At 65.0% G+C, this 17804-nt stretch carries 16 protein-coding genes and 1 tRNA gene; 10 read left to right on the top strand and 7 right to left on the bottom strand.

Features of this window, described 5'->3' with window-relative positions; translation table 11 throughout:
- Positions 1-64: 64 nt before the first annotated feature.
- From AB9O74_RS14785 to AB9O74_RS14775, 3 genes are all read left to right on the top strand, one after another.
- Positions 65-139, top strand: a tRNA-Val gene (locus AB9O74_RS14785).
- Between the two features lie 91 nt (positions 140-230).
- Positions 231-998: a PoNe immunity protein domain-containing protein gene (locus tag AB9O74_RS14780; RefSeq protein WP_369349755.1), complete on the top strand. Its 768-nt coding sequence runs from the start codon at positions 231-233 to the stop codon at positions 996-998.
- 12 nt (positions 999-1010) lie between these two features.
- Entirely contained in the window at positions 1011-1748 is a 738-nt protein-coding gene (locus tag AB9O74_RS14775) for a DUF6794 domain-containing protein (RefSeq protein ID WP_369349754.1), read from the top strand.
- Between the two features lie 82 nt (positions 1749-1830).
- Here AB9O74_RS14775 and AB9O74_RS14770 read toward each other — a convergent pair whose 3' ends face one another.
- Complete coding sequence (locus AB9O74_RS14770) at positions 1831-3522, bottom strand: hypothetical protein (protein WP_369349753.1); 1692 nt, start codon at positions 3520-3522, stop codon at positions 1831-1833.
- A gap of 584 nt (positions 3523-4106) precedes the next feature.
- On the opposite strand from AB9O74_RS14770, the gene AB9O74_RS14765 reads away from it, so the two are divergent.
- Entirely contained in the window at positions 4107-4739 is a 633-nt protein-coding gene (locus AB9O74_RS14765; RefSeq protein ID WP_369349752.1) for a hypothetical protein, read from the top strand.
- A 534-nt stretch (positions 4740-5273) separates the two neighbouring features.
- Entirely contained in the window at positions 5274-5609 is a 336-nt protein-coding gene (locus AB9O74_RS14760; protein WP_369349751.1) for a hypothetical protein, read from the top strand.
- A 672-nt stretch (positions 5610-6281) separates the two neighbouring features.
- Here AB9O74_RS14760 and AB9O74_RS14755 read toward each other — a convergent pair.
- Positions 6282-6983, bottom strand: a complete 702-nt coding sequence (locus AB9O74_RS14755; RefSeq protein ID WP_369349750.1) for a LytR/AlgR family response regulator transcription factor — start codon at positions 6981-6983, stop codon at positions 6282-6284.
- Entirely contained in the window at positions 6971-8680 is a 1710-nt protein-coding gene (locus tag AB9O74_RS14750; RefSeq protein WP_369349749.1) for a histidine kinase, read from the bottom strand. Before AB9O74_RS14750 ends, AB9O74_RS14755 begins: the two co-directional genes overlap by 13 nt.
- 159 nt (positions 8681-8839) lie before the next feature.
- Between AB9O74_RS14750 and AB9O74_RS14745 the strand changes: the two genes are divergently transcribed.
- The 4 genes from AB9O74_RS14745 (at position 8840) to AB9O74_RS14730 (ending at position 12223) form a co-directional block, all read left to right on the top strand.
- Positions 8840-10357 carry an alpha/beta fold hydrolase gene (locus AB9O74_RS14745; protein WP_369349748.1) on the top strand — a complete coding sequence of 506 codons (1518 nt, stop codon included), beginning with the start codon at positions 8840-8842 and terminating at the stop codon, positions 10355-10357.
- A gap of 100 nt (positions 10358-10457) precedes the next feature.
- Positions 10458-10754, top strand: coding sequence for a hypothetical protein (locus tag AB9O74_RS14740; protein ID WP_369349747.1), 297 nt, complete (start codon positions 10458-10460; stop codon positions 10752-10754).
- A gap of 120 nt (positions 10755-10874) precedes the next feature.
- Positions 10875-11258: a YbjQ family protein gene (locus AB9O74_RS14735; RefSeq protein WP_369349746.1), complete on the top strand. Its 384-nt coding sequence runs from the start codon at positions 10875-10877 to the stop codon at positions 11256-11258.
- A gap of 86 nt (positions 11259-11344) precedes the next feature.
- Complete coding sequence (locus tag AB9O74_RS14730; protein WP_369349745.1) at positions 11345-12223, top strand: SDR family NAD(P)-dependent oxidoreductase; 879 nt, start codon at positions 11345-11347, stop codon at positions 12221-12223.
- 73 nt (positions 12224-12296) lie between these two features.
- Here AB9O74_RS14730 and AB9O74_RS14725 read toward each other — a convergent pair whose 3' ends face one another.
- Both AB9O74_RS14725 and AB9O74_RS14720 read right to left on the bottom strand, forming a co-directional pair.
- A complete protein-coding gene (locus AB9O74_RS14725) occupies positions 12297-13109 on the bottom strand; it encodes a sugar phosphate isomerase/epimerase family protein (RefSeq protein ID WP_369349744.1) in 813 nt (270 codons plus the stop codon).
- A 48-nt stretch (positions 13110-13157) separates the two neighbouring features.
- Positions 13158-14057 carry a LysR family transcriptional regulator gene (locus AB9O74_RS14720; RefSeq protein WP_369349743.1) on the bottom strand — a complete coding sequence of 300 codons (900 nt, stop codon included), beginning with the start codon at positions 14055-14057 and terminating at the stop codon, positions 13158-13160.
- A 105-nt stretch (positions 14058-14162) separates the two neighbouring features.
- Here AB9O74_RS14720 and AB9O74_RS14715 point away from each other — a divergent pair, with 105 nt between their 5' ends.
- The gene (locus AB9O74_RS14715; RefSeq protein WP_369349742.1) at positions 14163-15686 is read left to right on the top strand and encodes an MFS transporter; all 1524 of its coding nucleotides are present in this window, start codon (positions 14163-14165) and stop codon (positions 15684-15686) included.
- A gap of 27 nt (positions 15687-15713) precedes the next feature.
- On the opposite strand, the gene AB9O74_RS14710 is transcribed toward AB9O74_RS14715, so the two are convergent.
- The gene (locus AB9O74_RS14710) at positions 15714-17084 is read right to left on the bottom strand and encodes a sensor histidine kinase (protein WP_369349741.1); all 1371 of its coding nucleotides are present in this window, start codon (positions 17082-17084) and stop codon (positions 15714-15716) included.
- Positions 17077-17760 (bottom strand): response regulator transcription factor, encoded by a 684-nt coding sequence (locus AB9O74_RS14705; RefSeq protein ID WP_176990992.1) that lies wholly within the window; start codon positions 17758-17760, stop codon positions 17077-17079. The genes AB9O74_RS14710 and AB9O74_RS14705 overlap by 8 nt, the downstream gene beginning before the upstream one ends.
- Positions 17761-17804 lie beyond the last annotated feature (44 nt).

Here is a 17804-nt window from a genome sequence, read left to right as displayed (position 1 = left end):
GAAATTTCGGTGAAACCGTTGACGTCGAAATTTGCCGCCCTATAATGAGCGGCTCAGCAGCATCGGGCGGTTAGCTCAGCGGTAGAGCATTGCCTTCACACGGCAAGGGTCACAAGTTCGAACCTTGTACCGCCCACCACGCTGCAACATGAAGAAGCCGGCCGTTTGGTCGGCTTTTTTGTTTGCGGCGCCCGGCGATCCCGGGGCACATGCCCGGTCAAGGAAGATCCATGCAGCCACGCCAAGCCCCGCTTGAAGCCCAGCACTACGCGCAGTTCCTGGAAGACCGCCAAGCGACGATCGCCTTTTCCCAGGAACACCGCTTCCAGTCCGATTCGGACACGGAAGAACGCTCGCTGCGCGCGCGCTGGTTCCAGCGGTTGGCTGCCGAGCACCTGTACATCACCTACACCGCCGGCCACCCGGTCGAGTCGCTGCCGCCGCTGCTGGAAGCGCTGGTGGAACACGTGGAGCATCGGCAGCAGATGCTTGCCCAGTACGAGCAGCAACCGCTGATTGCGCCGTTTGCGATCGATCACTGGCCGGATGAATACCTGGAATGCACGCAGCTGTTCGCGCTGTGCATCCTGTTGGGGCGTCCGGACCTGCTGGCGCGCGTGGCCGCCTTGATGGACCAGGCCAACTTCGTCGCCAGCGATACGCTGTATGAAGACCTGCTGATGCGCGTGCTGCCGGACCGGCATGATGTCGACGAGTGGTTCCACGACTACTGCACGCCGCTGGTCCAGGCCATCTACGCCGATACACCGGAAGAGGCCAGTACCCTGCTCGCCACCTACTGCGAGGGCTGGTACGCCGCCTTCGAGCACGCGCCCTGGCATGACAGCCATGTGGGCGACGATGGCCGCTTCGTCGGCTACTGGGCGTTCGAGGCGGCCGCCATCGCGTATCTCTACGATATCGACGACAGCGCCATCGACCATCGAGTCTATCCGCGCGACCTGGTGGACTACGCGCGCCGCCAGCGCCCGCGCTGAGGCCGGCCAGTCATGCGCAAGACGTTGATCTGGACGATCACGCTGCTTTCGCTGGGGCTGGTCGCGTGCGCGCCGCGCGCGCCTGAAGCGCCGGCGAGCACACCCTGGCCTGGTACGGTTGATGAAGCCGTCGATCGACTTCTGGGCGAACTTTCCGCCGATGACGTCGATTGGATGCGGCGGAACCCAAAGGACGCTGTCATCAGCCAGCTCTACATGGGGTACGGCACAGGCGTGCGCAACCAGTTCGGCTTGTGGGGTGGCAACGACGCCCTGCTCGCGTCCTGCGGAACGGACGATCCAGAGGGGTGTTCGATCGTCATCCTCGAGCGACTGTGGGACAGAGTGCAGGCGCAGACAGATCCCGTGTTACGCGCCTCCCTGCACTGTCAGTTCGCAACGATGCACAAGATCCGGATCGACACGACGGGTTGGTATCTGCTCACCGTTGGAGAAATGCTCGACGCCATGCAGGTGCAGATCGATCGCCAGGTGGCCGACGCAGCTGCGCCTGGCTGCCCCACTCAGTTGCACATCGCGCCCGTGGGCGACCTGAATCGCCAATGCTTCGTGCGTGCGGAATTCGAGCAGGAACAGCCGCTGGACACGGCGCTGATGTGGCTCGGGTTCCGAAACGGATTCACCCCTCGCCATGCACCGCCGAATCTGGAGTTCAGGTTCAACAAGGCATGCGCGTGGCCCGAGCGGCCGATGCAGTTTGTGCCTGAAGCCAAAACATCCACTCGCTGAGGGGGGAGTCGGAGAGGTCGCGGATGTCCGATTCTGGCCGGAAGCGAACCCTCGCTTCAGGACGATCTCTTTGGTGCGAGCGCTAGTCCCCCGCACCAGCTGCCAGGCTGTCCCAGATACGTCCGTCACGTTGCGCTTCAGTGGTGACGTTGATCACCGCCTGTTCGCCCAGACGATCACGTAACTGCTGCAGATACAGGCTGCGAGGTGTCACCACCTGGCCCATCGATTGCACGATCCCCGCAGGTTCCTCAGGCGGGAATTTCCCCGGTGCAATAGCGCCCACCTGTCCCACGCTCCAGTTCATCGCGAACGGCGGCGCCTGGATGACGTAGATGTCGTGCTCGGTGTTCCAGAACATCTGCTGCGCGCCCGCCCACCCATGCCCCGTTCCGCTGTACCGGCGGTTCTGTGCCCGCAGCATGTATCCCTTGGTGTTGTCGTACAGCGTGCCGGTGGACCAGCGATGATGTGGACCACTGTCATTGCTGTCACCTACGGCGAGGCAGTCCAGAAACACGTTGGGACCGGGCACCCGTGCGCCGATGACGAAGGTATGCCTGCCGCCCTGGTTGTAGCAGCGCTGGATCAGATTGAAGGCGGCGTTGCCCTCGTAAAGGAACACATAGCGGCGGGCGCCTTGGGTTTCGCCATACCTCGGGTCGAGATAGGCAATGTCCTGCAGGGTATTGAACTGCGCGCCGTTGCGGGTCACGAAGCCATGCGACACATAACGCACGGTCACGTCGCGAACCCATGAGTTGTAGATTGCACCCAAGCGGAGCGCGGTAAAGGGGCCGGAATCGGCGGTGCCGTTGACCGTGCCGGTCTCGGGGTTACCCTCAAGGCGGAGGTCTTCGATGCCGACCTGCGAGATACGGATGGGATGCGTGCGATAGACGCTGCCGCCACCGAAGCGCGTCGCGATGGCATCCATGATCGGCGCATCCAAGGTGATCGTGTCGTGGTCTACGGCGGTGACGACGCGTTCGCTGTACACAGCGTACTCGCTGGGCGTCCATCGGTATCGTGCGGTATCGATGCCCTCGGGGCCGACCCAGCGGGCATTGGGTTCCCTCGCGATCGATACCGTATCGCCCACGCGATAGCCGGCTGCGGACCTCACCGTGATCCGTATCGCCCCCACCGGCACATAGTCCATGGTGATGGCGGTCCGGCGTGGGTCCAGAGCGGCGCGGGGAACCGCGGATTCGCTATTCCCCACTTCAAGGATTTTGCCCTGTCGCTCATTGACTTCGGAGCGGATCACCGTGCCGTCGGCACCTCGACCTTCACCGCGCAACACCACGCCGCTGGCCCGGATGTTCAGCGTCTTGCTCAATCTATAGTGGCCGCGCCGCAGCAGAACAGCGCCGCGTAGGCCCCGGCTGTCCTGGACACGGACGGCGACCGCGTCGATGGCTGCCTGGATGCGGGGATAGTCGTCACCCTCCGCGTTTGGCTCAAGAACCTCGACAACACGAATGCTGGAGCGGGTGGGCAGACTGACGCCGCCGCCCTGATAGCCGGCGCGGGAGAAGTCCGGGACGATGTTGCGCGCGTGATCGCTACCGCGTTCGGAGTACAAGGCATAGCGCAGCAGGCCGTTGCTACCCAGTTCTACCAAGGGGGCGCCTTCGGCATTGTTGATGGGGTGGATGAAGGCGCGGGTCTCAGAAGCAGGCTCGGCCGCTGATAACGTAGAACACAGACAGGCTGGCAACGCCACGAGCGTCAGCGCTGCGACTCGGCGAAACGCCGGGAGGAAAGGCATGCGGGCGACGTCCTTCCAGGGAGGAGTAGCTTGCAATGTTAGCAACTGCTTCCACCGAAGCTGTCCGTGCTGAAGAGCCAGGATGGTCGGCTCTTGGCCGCAAACGGACCTCCCGCGGTGCTCGCAAGCATTCAGGCACTTGGTGGGAGTCGCTCCCAAGGTTGTTACATGCTGCCAGCCGCTCGCTGCTTACCGCCTGGTGGGCAAAGGAGCCGCGGGGATAGATTGCTTTCCCGCCTATGGTTTCACCCGCAGCCGTCGAATTCATCACGCAGGAAAAATTGATGTGCGAGAGAACCAGTTAGTGAGAATTGATGGGGTGGGTGATTAAAATGCGCGGAATGACTTGCAGTCTGATGCTAGCGATTGCCCATGGCAGCGTTGTTAGAGCTTCACAGGAAAGGCTGCATAGTGACGTCAGGGTCGAATTCCAGACCGGCTAACGACCAGAACACCTCGGAATCTCAACTGGTGTGACGGACGGTGTATGCTCGTGAGAGGCTCAGTGTTCCGTAGAGTTGTCTGTCGCGGCGAGGTATCTGCGGAAAACTCGGCGATTCAGTCGAACAACAATGGGAGGGGGTGTGCTGAATTTTATCGTGCACGCAAGGCCATATCTTGAGGCGGTTTACTTCTTGGCGAGTATCGGCTTGCTGATAGGCGTCGTGTTGTCACTCCGTCAGCTGCGACTGATGAAGACTGACATAGATTCGAGAAATATTAGAGAGGCCAGAGCTGCTGCACTTCATGCGCTTGATGCCTATGCCGCCAAGTTTGTGCCACTGTCCGGTTCATACTTTGATGAGTGGAAATCGATTGAAGGCCTCACGCCATACGTTGGCCCAATTGGGAACTTCTCGAAGGAATCGATTCCGCAAGATCACCGGAAGAACTCCGTAGCTCGCTTCGCTTTGACGAAATGGCTTGTAGCATTAAATCAGCTAGAGTCGATGTCGGCGAATTTTACGTCGGGTGTCGCGGATGAGGCTCTTGGATTCAAGTACATCGGCCGATCATTTTGTTTCTGGGTCGAGCGCAATTATGATGTCATAGCTGGCAGTAGATCTGAGGCCGCGATGCCTCATTGGCAGAGTATTGTAGAACTTTACCTGCTCTGGCGGCCACGCTTGACTACCGCGGAGCTGGAGGCGAAGAAAGATGAGCTAGTCGCCCGGCTTCGTGATCTCACAGTAGAACAAGCGGTCAGTAGTCGATGATCTTATTTGGGATGGCTCGTCGAGTCTTCTAGAATCCTCGAGAAATCTGTAGAGGGCCGCCGCGCCCTCAGTGTCCGCTCCTGGCCGAAAGCTGACTCCGGAGAGGGTGGGTCGGCCGGGGCTGGTGATAATATCCACTATAGACTCAAGGATGAGGTTCGCCCCGGTGCATACTCTTCAAGCTGCTGGAGTCGGTTTTACGTTGGGTTGTTGACCGAACTCAACTGCCCTAAGATCGAGCCGTATCAGGGGGTAGCTAACAGTACGGCGCGCCATGGATAATTCGCATAGCCGGACGCCGGGATCCGGCTAGTGGGTATTCTGCCTTTTTGTTCATCGTAGGGGGATTTAAATCATGTCAGAAGTCAACGTGGCCCATGGCCATACTGGAGGCGCGCGGCTTTAAAATGGAGTCTATCGGGGTATCCAATGCTCAGCGCACCATAGAAATCAGTTGGCGAAGGCGGATGGTTAACAAATAATCTAAGCGAGTCGCCGCTTCGCGCGGTCGACTTAATTCCGGATTTAGGACCTATGAAGATAAATGCAATAAATCGGATCGCCCTTGTTCTTTTAATACCCATGTTCCTGCCCTTTGTTTGGTGGCATTCAGGGAGTAAAACTGATGCTGCCTTCCAAATCTCCGGTATCGTTGCCACCCTTATTGGGACATTGTGGCTTGCAGCTGGGGTGTACGTGTCACAGCCAGAAGTACAAGTGATGCTTAAGGCTAAACCTAAAAAGGCAATGGCAATGCTGATCGGTGGAGCCAGAAATGCGTCGCATCCTTTGACAATTGCCGTAATTTACTTGTTCGTGGGGGCGCTCCTCCTCATTGTCCCTATTGTCGTTGGGGTTTTGTATCCGTAAAGCCGTTGCTGGCAAGTCGTTCAGGGCTGATCGCTTCGCCAGCGCTTAACTCTGACGTTAGGCTTCATCCAAATATCCAAGGAGCTCTAATGAGTAGGCCGGAAATTCCAAGTATGAGGGTGTGGCCCAGGAATCTAAGCACTTCACAGGGTGGGGGGCTATCGACTAGCCAATACGGAGGCATGTCAACTTCGCAATACGGCGGCGCTTCAACCTCCCAGTATGGCGGTCTATCCACATCGCAGTATGGTGGCATGTCAACCATTCAGTACGGCGGATTGTCCACATCACAGTACGGCGGGCTTTCCACTTCGCAGTACGGAGGTTTGTCGACATCCCAATACGGAGGGCTTTCGACTTCTCAATATGGCGGGCTCTCGACATCTCAAGGTGGCGGTATGTGCACCTCATCCGGGAGCGACTATAAGAGCAATATTCCGCCGTGGCCATACTTTGTTCGAGAGCTTGAGGCCCGCGGGTATCAGCAACAAGCAATTTTCATCCGTCAATATTTACCTGCATTCCTGTGGCCAGAAAACTATTTCTAACACCTGAGGCGTCACAACTCACTCAATCAGATGCCGCTTCGCTATGCGGCTTAATTCAGGCGTTGCAGACGTCCGCTTCTGGCCGAAAGCGGACATTAGTTATGCAGCGATCCTCTCAAGGAGCCTATAGCGACCCAAGCTCCCCACGCACTTCCTCAACAAACGCCCGCCCCACCGGCACCTCAGCCCCATCATTCAGCACCAACCAGTAACGGCTCCCCGAAGCCGCATGCAACGTCCGCACATGCGTCAGATTGACCAGATACGACCGATGGCAACGCACAAAGTCCGGCGGTAGCACGGCAGTAAGACTCGCCAGCGACTTGTCATGCAGCTCACTGCGTCCATCGCGCATCCGCACCTCGCTGTAATCCCCATCAGCACGAATCCAAAGCACATCGGCCAGCTCCACCATCGCCGTCCCCTGCGCATGCCAGATGCCCAGGTAACGCGCCGCGCCAGACCGATAGCGCCCAACATCCAGCAGCCGCTCCAGCGCCTGCCCCAGCCGTTCGCGTGAGAAGGGCTTCGGCACGAAATCCAGCACCCCATGCTCAAACGCCTGCAGCGCCCGCTCCCGATGCGCGGAGACCACCACGCAGTGGTATCGCCCAGCGACCACGCGCTTCAGCAGGTCGAAGCCATCCTCGCCCCCCAGATTCAAATCCAGCAGCAGGCCGTCATACACGCTGCGCTGCAGGCGGTCACCCGCGGCGTCCAGGTCGGCCACGGCATCGAATCGGGCGCGGCTGCCAGCCAGTTCGGTGCACATCCGCAGCAACCGCTGGCGAACCAGCAGTTCGTCCTCGACGATCAGGATGCGCATGTCAGCTCCATGCGGCCGTACCAGTCGTTGCCATCGGGACCTTGTTCAAAGCGCCAGCTCTCGGGGCAGGTGGCGGCCAGGCTTGCCTCGATGTAGCGGGTGCCCGTGCCTTGCCCGCGATGTGGGGCAGTGCCACGTGCACTGCGCAGTTCCAGCATCCAACGGTCGCCCTCGCGTTGAATGCGCAGGCGGAACGGATGCCCGGCACACGCCCCCGCCCCCGCATGGGTGAGCGCATTCTCGACCTGCGCATGCAGCACGCCGGGTGGCAGCCACAGGCCCGTGTGTTCGCCCTCGACCTCAAAGCCGATGTGGCGATCCAGTGCGAGCCCGACGATGTCCAGGTGGTTGCGGCACAGCGCCAGCTCTTCCTCCAGCGGCACGCTGGGGCGGGTGCTGCTATCGCGCAGGCGGTCGAACTGCTCGGCCAGGGATTCGACCAGGCGGCCGGCGCGCATCGGTGCCTGTTCGATCAGTTCCTGCAGGCCGGTGAGGGTGTTCATGAGCCAATGCGGCTGGATGCCCCGTTGCAACAGCTGCAGCGAGAGGCGCGCGCGCTCTTCGCGCAGCTGCGCGTTGTGGTGGTCCAGCGTACGCAGCTGGGCGGCGTGGCGGATCAGCAGGAAGCCCATCAGCACGGCCAGGAACAGGAAGTAGGGGCCGTCGAGGAAAATCCCGCCAGCGAGCGGCACCGCGAGTGCACCGGCCACTACGAGGGTCAGGATCGGCCAGCGCTCGTCGGGCTCGCCGCGGGCGCGCAGCAGCACGTAGGCGGAGGTCAGCAGGCTGAGCAGCAGCAGTGCGGCACCGCGGCCGTCGAAGCTGGGCACGAAGGCGGCCAGCGCCAGCAGTGTGGCGAGATAAGCGATGCGGGCTGTCTTCGGCACCGCGACGCCGAAACGACGCGCCAGGTAAGCCGGCAGCAGGATCGCCGCGGCGAGGTGCAGCAGAAGCAGCATGAGCAGTCGTGGGCCGTGCCACGGATAGGCATAGCCGACCAGCGGCCGCCATGCTTCGACGATGGGCAACGCAAGGCCGACGACACCCAATGCGAGCAGCAGGCGCGCACCCGGCACCCGTGGACGGCCGCGCTGTGCAGCGAGGAAGTAGAGGCAGGCCGCACCCAGCGCCCCCGTGGCAAGCGCGGCGATCAGCCACGGTCCAAGGTTGAGGCTGTAGATCGAGGCGGCCGGCCCGACCGCAACGAAGGCATCCGCGCCCCGCAGCTTGAACCACTGATGATGGCTGGAGGCGAGCAGCACCAGCGCGTCGGTGCCGCTGGAGGAAGAGGGCGGAAGCACACGGATGATGTCCACCTGTCCCGGATGCTCTTCGTCCGCGTTGCGGCCGACGGTGCCATTGGCGGCCAACGGCTGGCCATTCCAGAAGGGCTGGCTGGCGGCGCGCACCGAGATGCGCAGTGCACGGTCGGCCGCGTGGTGTGCTGACTGCGCAGGCAGGCGCCAGCGCAGCCAGTAGGGGCCGCGCCACTGCACCAGTTCGCGCTGGTTGGCCGGTTGCCACGCCAGTGTCTTGGGTGGAGCGGTGGGGAATGCGCCGTCAGCGCCCAGCGTGGCGGGTGCCATCTCCTGGGCTTCGTAGTAGCGCACGCCCGGCGGAGGCGCGACCAACAGCAGCCACGCGGCGACCGCGATGATCAGGACGGCGAGAGCGGTCAGGGTGCGTGGCATCTGCATGCGCCCATCGTATCGGGTGCACGGAGTCACTGGACCCCCGCCTGGAGCTGTTCGGCGGACGGGCGGTCCTCGGCTGCCTTGGGGAAGGTAATGCTGGCGGCGTGGTGCATGCGCCATCACTCGGCGCCCGAATCCCTTACCTCCCACCCGGAGTCCATCATGTCCAACGTCCCGATGTCCCTGTTCCGTTCTCCTGCTCCCGGCCTGTGCCTGCGGGTCACGCATTGGGCAGCGCTCTGCCTGACCCTGGTCGGTGCGGCACCCGTGCTGGCAGCTGATGCGCCGGCGCCGTTGGTGTTCACCCCGTATGCGTTCGAGACACAGAAGCACGGCACGATCGCGGCCGAGGCGGGCTACCTGGAGGTGCCGCGCCGACATGCCGATCCGAACGGACCGCGCCTGCGCCTGCGGGTGGTACGCCTGCCAGCGACCGGTGGCGATGGCCGCGCCGCACCGGTGGTGTATCTGGCCGGTGGTCCGGGTGGCTCGGGGATCGGGACCGGGCGCGGACCGCGCTGGCCGGTGTTCGATCAGGTCCGGCGCGAGACCGACGTGCTGCTGCTCGATCAGCGCGGGGCGGGTGAGTCCGAGCCGCCGCCGGCGTGCCCGCATGCGCACACGTTCGATGATGCGCAGCCACTGCAGCGCGATGCTGCGCTCGCCGCGCTGCGTGATGTTGCCGCCCGCTGCGTGGCGTACTGGCGGGAGGCGGGCGTGGATCTGGCTGCCTACACCACCGCCGAGAGTGCCGGCGATCTGGAGGACCTGCGGCGCGCGTTGAAGGTGCCGAAGATCAGCCTGTGGGGCATGAGCTACGGCACCCATCTGGCGCTGGCCACGGTGCGCCTGCACGGCGCAGGTCTCGAGCGCGTGGTGCTGATGGGGAGCGAGGGGCCTGATGACACGTTGAAGCTGCCGCTGTCGGCCGATGCGTTGCTGGCGGAGTTGGGCGTGCTGGCCAAGGCGGCGGGATTCGATGATCTCACCGGCTCGGCCACGCGCGTCCTGGCAGCACTGCGCGAGCAGCCGCGGCAGGGCCGCAGCGTCATGCACGGTGGCAAGCAGGTGACCATCGGCGAGTACGACGCACAGCTGGCGATCACCGCGTGCCTCGGGCGACGCATGACCCAGCAGTGGCTGCCGTTGATCCTCCGTGACGCCGAGCACGGCGACTACGACCTGCTGGCGGCGATGGTCCTGCTGCTGCGCAGTGAGTACGGCAGCTACGGCGCGATGTCGCTGGCGATGGATGTGGCGTCCGGCCAGACCCCGCAGCGCCGCGCCTTGGCCGAGGCGCAGGCCCGCGAGAGCCTCTTCGGTGATGCGCTGAACTTCCCGTTCCCGGCACTTGGGGATGGCCTGGGGCTGGTCGATCTTGGCGACGCTTTCCGCGGGCCGCTGCGCAGCAAGGTGCCGGTGCTGTTCATCAGTGGCACGCTGGATGGGCGCACGCCGCCGGCCAACGCCGAGGCGCTGCGGCCGGGCTTCAGCGACAGCCGCACGCTGCGGGTGGGTGGGGCCAGTCACGACAATGAACTGTGGGTGGGGAACCCGGAGATCGCGGCGGGCATCAGCGACTTCCTGGTAGGTCGGCCGGTGGGTGACAAGGCGTTGGACGTAGCGGCACCGGTGTTTGCGCGGAGCAAGGCTGATCTGGTGGATCCGCACGGTCGCTGAGGATGATCCGATGTCGTCCGTGTGTGCAGGTGCTGGGGACCGGCCGAGGTGTATGGTTTCGGCTGGCTCCCGGCGCGCTGCGCCAACACAGGAGGACGCGATGACCGATCCAACGGTGGATTCCGTGCACGGCACCCCAAGGGATTACGGCGACACGCTGTACCGGGTGTATTTCGAAGTCGGGGAATCGGAGAACATCGCCCGCGATGCGATCACCACGTTCCTCGTTCAGCGCGCCAGCGACAATCCTGCCTTCGATTGCGATGCCTCGCTCCTGCACGCGCGTCCGCACGGCTACGAAGTGGACCTGCCGATGCAGCTGATTCCCGAGGTGGTGCGCGCGCTGGCAGACAAGAATATGGCGGTGTACCAGGTGGTCAGGCTCGGTGGGGTATAGCGGCGCCGGCAGGCGAGTGGACGTCACATCCGTGCGCGTCTTGGCGCTATCCTTCCGCCACCTCCAGCCGCACCCTGCGCGCTGGCCTGACCGATGCACTCACCCTGGATAGAGGCAGCAATGGCGGATCCTTACAACAGCGGTGGCCGCGCGAGCCCTGCAACCCGGCTCGATGATGCGATGGTGACCACGGCGATGGAGCTGCCCGGCTTCCGCGTTGTGCGCAGCCTGGGCGTGGTGCGTGGCATCACCGTGCGTTCGCGTTCGATCGTGGGCAACTTCCTCGGCGGGCTGCAGACCATCTTCGGCGGCAACATCACCATCTACACGCAGCTGTGCGAGCAGGCGCGCGAAGAGACCTACCGGGACATGTCCAACCATGCGCGCATGCTCGGTGCCAACGCGATCATCGCGATGCGCTATGACGCTACCGATGTGATGACCGGCCTGACCGAAGTGCTGTGCTACGGCACGGCAGTGATCGTCGAGCCCACGCACGTCTAAGTATCCCGCGTGTGATACGTCCTGCGTATCGCAGCAAGCTCTCATCGGTATTGGCATCCGCGCGGCCCAGGGCGGATGCTGTCCGCATGACGATCAACGACACACTTTCTTTCGCCGAGCAGGTCGCCCTGGTCACCGGCGCCGCGGGTGGCCTCGGCTTCGCTTACAGCCGGATGCTGGCGCAGCGCGGCGCACACGTGGTGATGCAGGACGTGGGCGCCACGCTGGACGGTACCGGCCGTGATCCGCAGCGGATCGATCACGCTGTTGCGCGTCTTCGTGCAGAGGGGCTCTCTGTCGAGGCCAGCCACCAGGACATCCAGTCCCGCTCCCCGGCCGCCGCACTGGTCGCCGATATCCTGCAGCGGCATGGCCGCCTGGACGTGATCCTGCACAACGCGGGCTGGGTCGAATACCAGCGGATCGATGCGGTGGACGAGGATCGTTTCGACCACATGATGGCGGTCGCGGCCAAGGCGCCGTTGTGGCTCGCCCAGGCCGCGTGGCCGGCGATGCAGGCGCAGGGGCATGGCCGCATCGTGCTGACCACCTCCGACCGCGCGCTGTATCCGCAGTACGTGCAGCACGGGCTGGCGGCCTACGCGGCAGCGAAGTCGGCCGCGGTCGGCATCGTCAACGTCCTGGCTGCCGAAGGCGCAGCACATGGGATCGTGGTCAACGCGGTTTCGCCCGTGGCCAAGACCCGTATGTGGGGTGTGGAAGGCGAGCCGGATGAGCTGCACCCGGAGGCCGTGGCGCCGGGCGTCGTGTTCCTGGCCTCGCGCGCGTGCATCGAGGGTGGCTGCATCTTGCGCGCCAGCAACGGCCAGTTCCATGCCACGCGGCTGAGCGAGGCCGAGGGCGTGCGCTATCCGCGTGATCTGCGGGCCGTAGTGGCCGGTAACATCGAGGCGGTCGCCAGGCAGTGGCCGCAGATCGCCAAGTCGGCAGTCGAACCACGCTGACACCCGCACACGTCCTGACGCCCTACGCGTGCCGGATTTCCCGACACGGCCCGCGGGTGGCAGCCGTCGAGCGTCAGCGCGTCAGCACGGCCTCCAGCGCGGCCATGGCCTCACGTGCCACCGCATGTGGATCACGGGCCTTCAGCGCGTCGTTGAACACCTCCAGCCCGATCGGCCCGCTGTAACCCATCGCGGCCAGCGCATCGATCAGCGCCTCCAGCGGCCAGAGGCCATCGCCCGGCAGGCAGCGGTGATGCCGCGCCTGCGTGGTGACCTGGCCGGGCAACGGCTGGGTCAGCACGTCCGACAGCTGCACCAGCGCGATGCGCTCCACCGGCACGTCGCGCAGATCGTCGGCGGTGCGCCCGGCGGCGAACAGGTGGAAGGCATCGACCACGATGTCCAGGTTCGGCGCGCCGACCTGCTCGATCTGCTGCCACGTCGAGGGCAGGGTGGAATGCAGGCGGCTCCAGGCCATGCCTTCGTAGGCGATGCGCAGGCCACGTTCGGCAGCACGCGCGCACAGCCAGCGCAGGTCGTCGGTGACGCGGTCTGGCACGTAGTCGGTCGCGGTGCAGGCGGGGACCAGCACGGTGGCTGCACCCATGTCCTTCGCCAGCGCGAGCAATGACAGGGCCTCTGCACGCTTGCCCTCGCGGGTGGCAGCCGAAGCGCCATCAAAATCCAGCAGCACCTGCACGTCGGTGAGCTGCAGGCCGGTGCGTGTCAGGGCTGCACGCACGTCGGCGACGGATGAGGACTCGACATCCTCACGCCACAGCTCCACTTGTGTGAAACCTGCCGCGGCGGCGGCATCGAGTTTCCCGGTCGTGTCGCCGCCAAGCAGGATGGTGTTGAGGAAGCGGGGGCCAGGTAGTCGTGTCATCGGGCGAAGCCTTTACGCGAAGTGGATCTCGCGCTCCATGCTATTGGCTCAGTGCGGCGCGGCAGTGAACAAATGCGCGGTCATGTAGTCGATAAACACGCGCAGCCGCGCACTGGGCTGTCGATTGCCCGGCCACAGCAGCGAAAACTGGCCGGATTGACGCGGCCAGTCAGGCAGCAGTTCCTGCAGGCGGCCATCGGCCAGCGCCTCGGCGGCCAGGAAGTCGGGCATCCAAGCCACGCCCATGCCGCCTATCGCCGCGGCCAGTAGTGCTTCCATGTTATTGCAGGTCATCACCGTGGCCAGCGCGGCGCCGGCATCGCTCTCGTGGCCGGGCAACGCCCAGGCCTGCAGCTTGCCGGTGGTGGGAAAGCGGAAGCGCACCGCCGGGTGCACGGCCAAGTCGGCCAACGTGCCGGGCTGGCCGTGCAGTTGCAGGTGCGCGGGTGAGGCGCACAGTAAGAAGCGGAAACTGCCCAGGCGGCGCACCATCAGGCTGGAATCGGCCAGGTCGCCGCTGCGGATCACCACGTCCAGGCCTTCGCTGACGACATCGACCAGGCGGTCGTTGAAGTCCAGTTCCAGTTGCACGTCCGGGTAGCGTTGCTGGAAGGCCGGCAGCGCCGGCAGCAGGAAGCGGTAGCCGATGGTGGGCAGGCCTATCCGCAGCAGCCCGCGTGGGGCCTGCACGCGCTGGGCCAGTTCGGCCTGCGCTTCGGCCAACTCCTCCAGTGCGCGCCGGCAACGCTGTAGTAGCAGCTCGCCTTCCTCGGTGAGATGGACACGGCGGGTGGTGCGTTGGAACAGGCGCACGCCCAGTTCTTTCTCCAGCCGCGCGATGCGCTTGCCGATGGTGGAAGCAGACAGCCCCAAGCTGCGCGCTGCGCCTACGAAGCTGGAGGTTTCGGCGGTACGGACGAAGGCGAGTAGAGCGGTGATCGAATCCATGTGCGGATGATTGCGGAATAAGTGTCCGTAATCAAACGAAGGTGACGGCATTTATCCGCGATAGCGGCACCTATATCGTCAATACTCGTTCCTGTCGGTATCCCCATGTCTGCGTCCTCTCTTGTCCTCCTGCCGCGCGACCCGCGCCTGGGTCTGCTGTCGGTCTGCCTGGCCGCGCTGGCCCTGCCGCTGTCGTTCTCCGCCGGTGCAGTCGCGGTGCCAGCACTGGCCAACCAGCTGCACGGCGGCCCCGTTGCGCTGGCGTGGGTGACCAACGCCTTCATGCTCACCTTTGGCAGCCTGCTGTTGGCTGCTGGCGGGCTGGCCGACCGCTTTGGGCGGCGGCGTCTATTCCTTGGCGGCAGCGGTGCCTTCGTGCTGGCCACGCTGGCAGTCTGTCTGGCACCGGACCTGCTGTGGCTGGACCTGGCCCGCGGCGCGCAGGGCGTGGCCGCGGCGGCGGCGCTGGCGGCGGGCAGCGCGGCACTGGCGCAAGGCTTCGACGGTCACGCACGCATCCGGGTGTTCGCGCTACTTGGCACCGTGTTCGGCGCGGGATTGGCGCTGGGGCCGTTGCTGGCCGGGCTGCTGTTGCAGGCGCTGGGCTGGCGCAGCGTGTTCGCCGGCGGTGGCGCGCTGGCCCTGGCGGCGCTACTACTGGGCTGGCGCCACTTGGATGAGAGCCGCGGCCAGCACGCGCGGCTGGACGTGGCCGGGATGCTTTGTTTCAGCCTGATGCTGGCGGCGTTGACCGTGGCCCTGCTGCTGTCGGCGGAGCACGGAATGGGCACCGCCTGGGTGCGTTGCGCATTCTGCGCGGCGGGGCTGTTGCTGCTGGCCTTCGTGCAGATCGAACGCCGCCAGCGGCAGCCGCTGCTGGATCTGTCGTTGTTCACGCAGCGTGACTTTGTCGGCGTGCAACTGCTGCCGGTGGCAACCTGCCTGGGCTACGTGGTGCTGCTGGTGATCCTGCCGCTGCACCTTCTCGGTGTGCAGCGGCAGTCGCCTGCGCAGGTGGGCGTGCAGATGTTCGCGCTGTCCGCGCCGATGTTGGTGCTGCCACTGCTGGCGGCGGGCTGGGCGCAGCGCGTGGGCGCGGCACGGTTGTGTGCGGCCGGCCTGCTGGTCTGCGCGTCGGGTTTGTACGCCTTGTCCCAGCGCGTGCTGCATGCACCGCCCACGCAGTGGTGGCCGGCGCTGCTGTTGATTGGCGCAGGCACGGCGTTGCCTTGGGGGCTGATGGATGGGCTCTCGGTCAGTGTGGTGCCGGTCCAGCGCGCCGGCATGGCGGCAGGCATTTTCGGCACGGTACGGGTGGCCGGCGAGGGCATCGCGCTGGCGGCGGTGACGGCCGTGCTGGCGATGCTGGTGACCCATCGGCTGGCGGTGACCAGCGGCCTGCCGACGGCATCGCTGGCAGGTACCGGTGCCTACCTGGCCACCGGAGCGCTGGCGCAGGCCGCGGCCGGGGTGCCGGATCTTTCAATGGCGCTGCTGCGGCAGGCCAGCGGCGAGGCGCTGGCCTGGCTGCTGCGTGGGCTGTGCGGTCTGACCGTGGGCAGTGCCGTGCTGGTGCAGGCACTGCTGGGCCGTGCGCCCCCGCCGGCGCGGGTCAGAACCGATAGCTGACGTGTGCGGCGCGTGCAGGGTGACCGCTCAAAGAAGCCCGTCGGTCGCGGCGCGGATGCTCAACCAGGCACCGCCGCCCGGGGCGCTGCCGGCGCGCAAGCGGAAACCGTGGAGCCCGGCGATCGCCGCCACGATCGACAGGCCCAGGCCGAAGCCGCTGCCTTGCGCAGCGTCGCTGCTGCCGCGGAAGAACCGCTGGTAAATCAAGCTGCGCTCCTCTGGCGGTATGCCCGGGCCGTTGTCGATGACGTCGATGCGTACTGCGCCGTCATCGTCCAGCGCGCGCAACAGCACCTGCCCGTGTTCTGGGGCGAAGTGCAACGCGTTGGACAACAGGTTGGCCAGGGCTTCGAACAGCAGTTCACGATCGCCACTGATCATGCTGATCCCCGGGACAACCCGCAGCGTGAACTGCTGCTGTTTTTCCTCCGCCAGCGGCAGGTAGAACTGGTGTAGTTCCTGCAGTAGATCGGTCACGTCGATCTGCACGAAGGCCGAACGGCGCTGGTGGCTTTCCAGTTCCGATACGCGCAGCAGTGCGGAAAAACGCGCCATCAACATATCGGTTTCGGTCAGCGCCTTGTCCAGCTGCGCGGCACGCGGATCGTCCTCCTCCAGCCCGACACGGGTGCGGTAGAGATGCGCGCGCAGGCGGGTGAGCGGGGTCCGCAGATCATGCGCGATGCTGTCGCACACGCCCTTGACCTCGGTCATCAGCTGCTCGATGCGTTCGAGCATGGCATTGACGATGCTCGAGAGACGGTCGATCTCATCCGGGCGGCCGGAGACGGGCAGGCGCTGGCCGAGATCGCCGGCGATGATGCGGTTGGTCGCGGCCTCGATTTCCTGGATCCGTCTGAGCGGCCGCCGGCGCAGGATGTGCCAGCCGGCCAGGCCGGGAAGGACGGTCAACGAGACGCCCCACAGCAGCGCATCGAGGATGATGCTGTTGACCGCCGTCAGCTTGCCGCTCTGGCGCACGAACACCAGCAGGCGGCCGTCCTGGGTTTCCACGCCGAGCGCGCGCCCGGGCGCCTTGATCGGCCCACTGCGCAGGGACCAGCGTTCCACCGCCTGCGCGTGCCCGTCGATGCGCAGCCCATCGGGAATCGCCAGCAGGGGGCCGGCCAGCGGCTGCCCGTTGCGGCTGAAGATGCCGTAGGCATACGCCCCGTGCAGGTCGTAGCGCAGGCTGTCGCGCAGCGCATCGTCCAGCGCCTGCCCCTCGAACTTCTCGAACAGGTGCGCGCGCTGCTGCAGGCCGGATTCGGCGAGGTCGTTGAGGTAGTCCGAGACGCGCCAGTACATCACTCCCAGCAGTACGCTGGACCAGGCGACGAACAACACGCAGTACAGCCCGAGCAGCCGGCTGCTGGACGAGCGCCAGTGATCAGACATGGTCGTCCAGGACATACCCGGTGCCCCGCACGGTGCGGATCGGCTGGTGGCGCCCGGGCTGGTCGATGCGCTTGCGCAGGCGGCCGATGTGGACGTCGATCAGGTTGGTGCCGGGGTCGAAGTGGTAGCCCCACACGTCCTGGAACAGCATGGTGCGGGTGACCACCTGGCCGGCGTTGCGGACGAGGAATTCCAGCAGCTTGAACTCGGTGGGCAGCAGCGCGATCTCCTCGCCGGCACGGCGCGCGGTGCGGGTCATCAGGTCCAGTTCCAGGTCGCCGGCGCGCAGCTGGTTCTCCGCCACGGCGGGCTGGCCGTGGCGACGGATCAGCACCTCCACGCGGGCCGCCATTTCATCGGAGGCGAACGGTTTGGTCAGGTAGTCATCGCCGCCGGCGCGCAGGCCACGCACCCGCTCATCTACGTCCGACAATGCGCTGATCATCAGCACCGGCGTGGTGATGCCCTGGCGGCGCAGCGCGGTGACCAGGGCCAGGCCGTCGATCCCGGGCAGCATGCGGTCCAGGGTGATCACCGCGTAGTCGCCGCGGCAGGCCATCGCCAGGCCGTCCTCGCCGTTGCCCACCCGGTCCACCTCGAAGCCGTGGCTGCGCAGTTCCGTGGCGATTTCCTCGGCGGTGACGAGGTCGTCCTCGATGGTGAGTACGCGCGGCATGGGCCACTTTGACAATGGGGACGGGTGCATCGTCGCAACCCCCC

The sequence above is a fragment of the Stenotrophomonas sp. JAG2 genome (assembly GCF_041080745.1).
GTDB lineage: Bacteria > Pseudomonadota > Gammaproteobacteria > Xanthomonadales > Xanthomonadaceae > Stenotrophomonas > Stenotrophomonas maltophilia_AA.
Note: the sequence above shows the minus strand (reverse complement) of the source record. Positions and strands in the feature narration are given on the sequence as shown.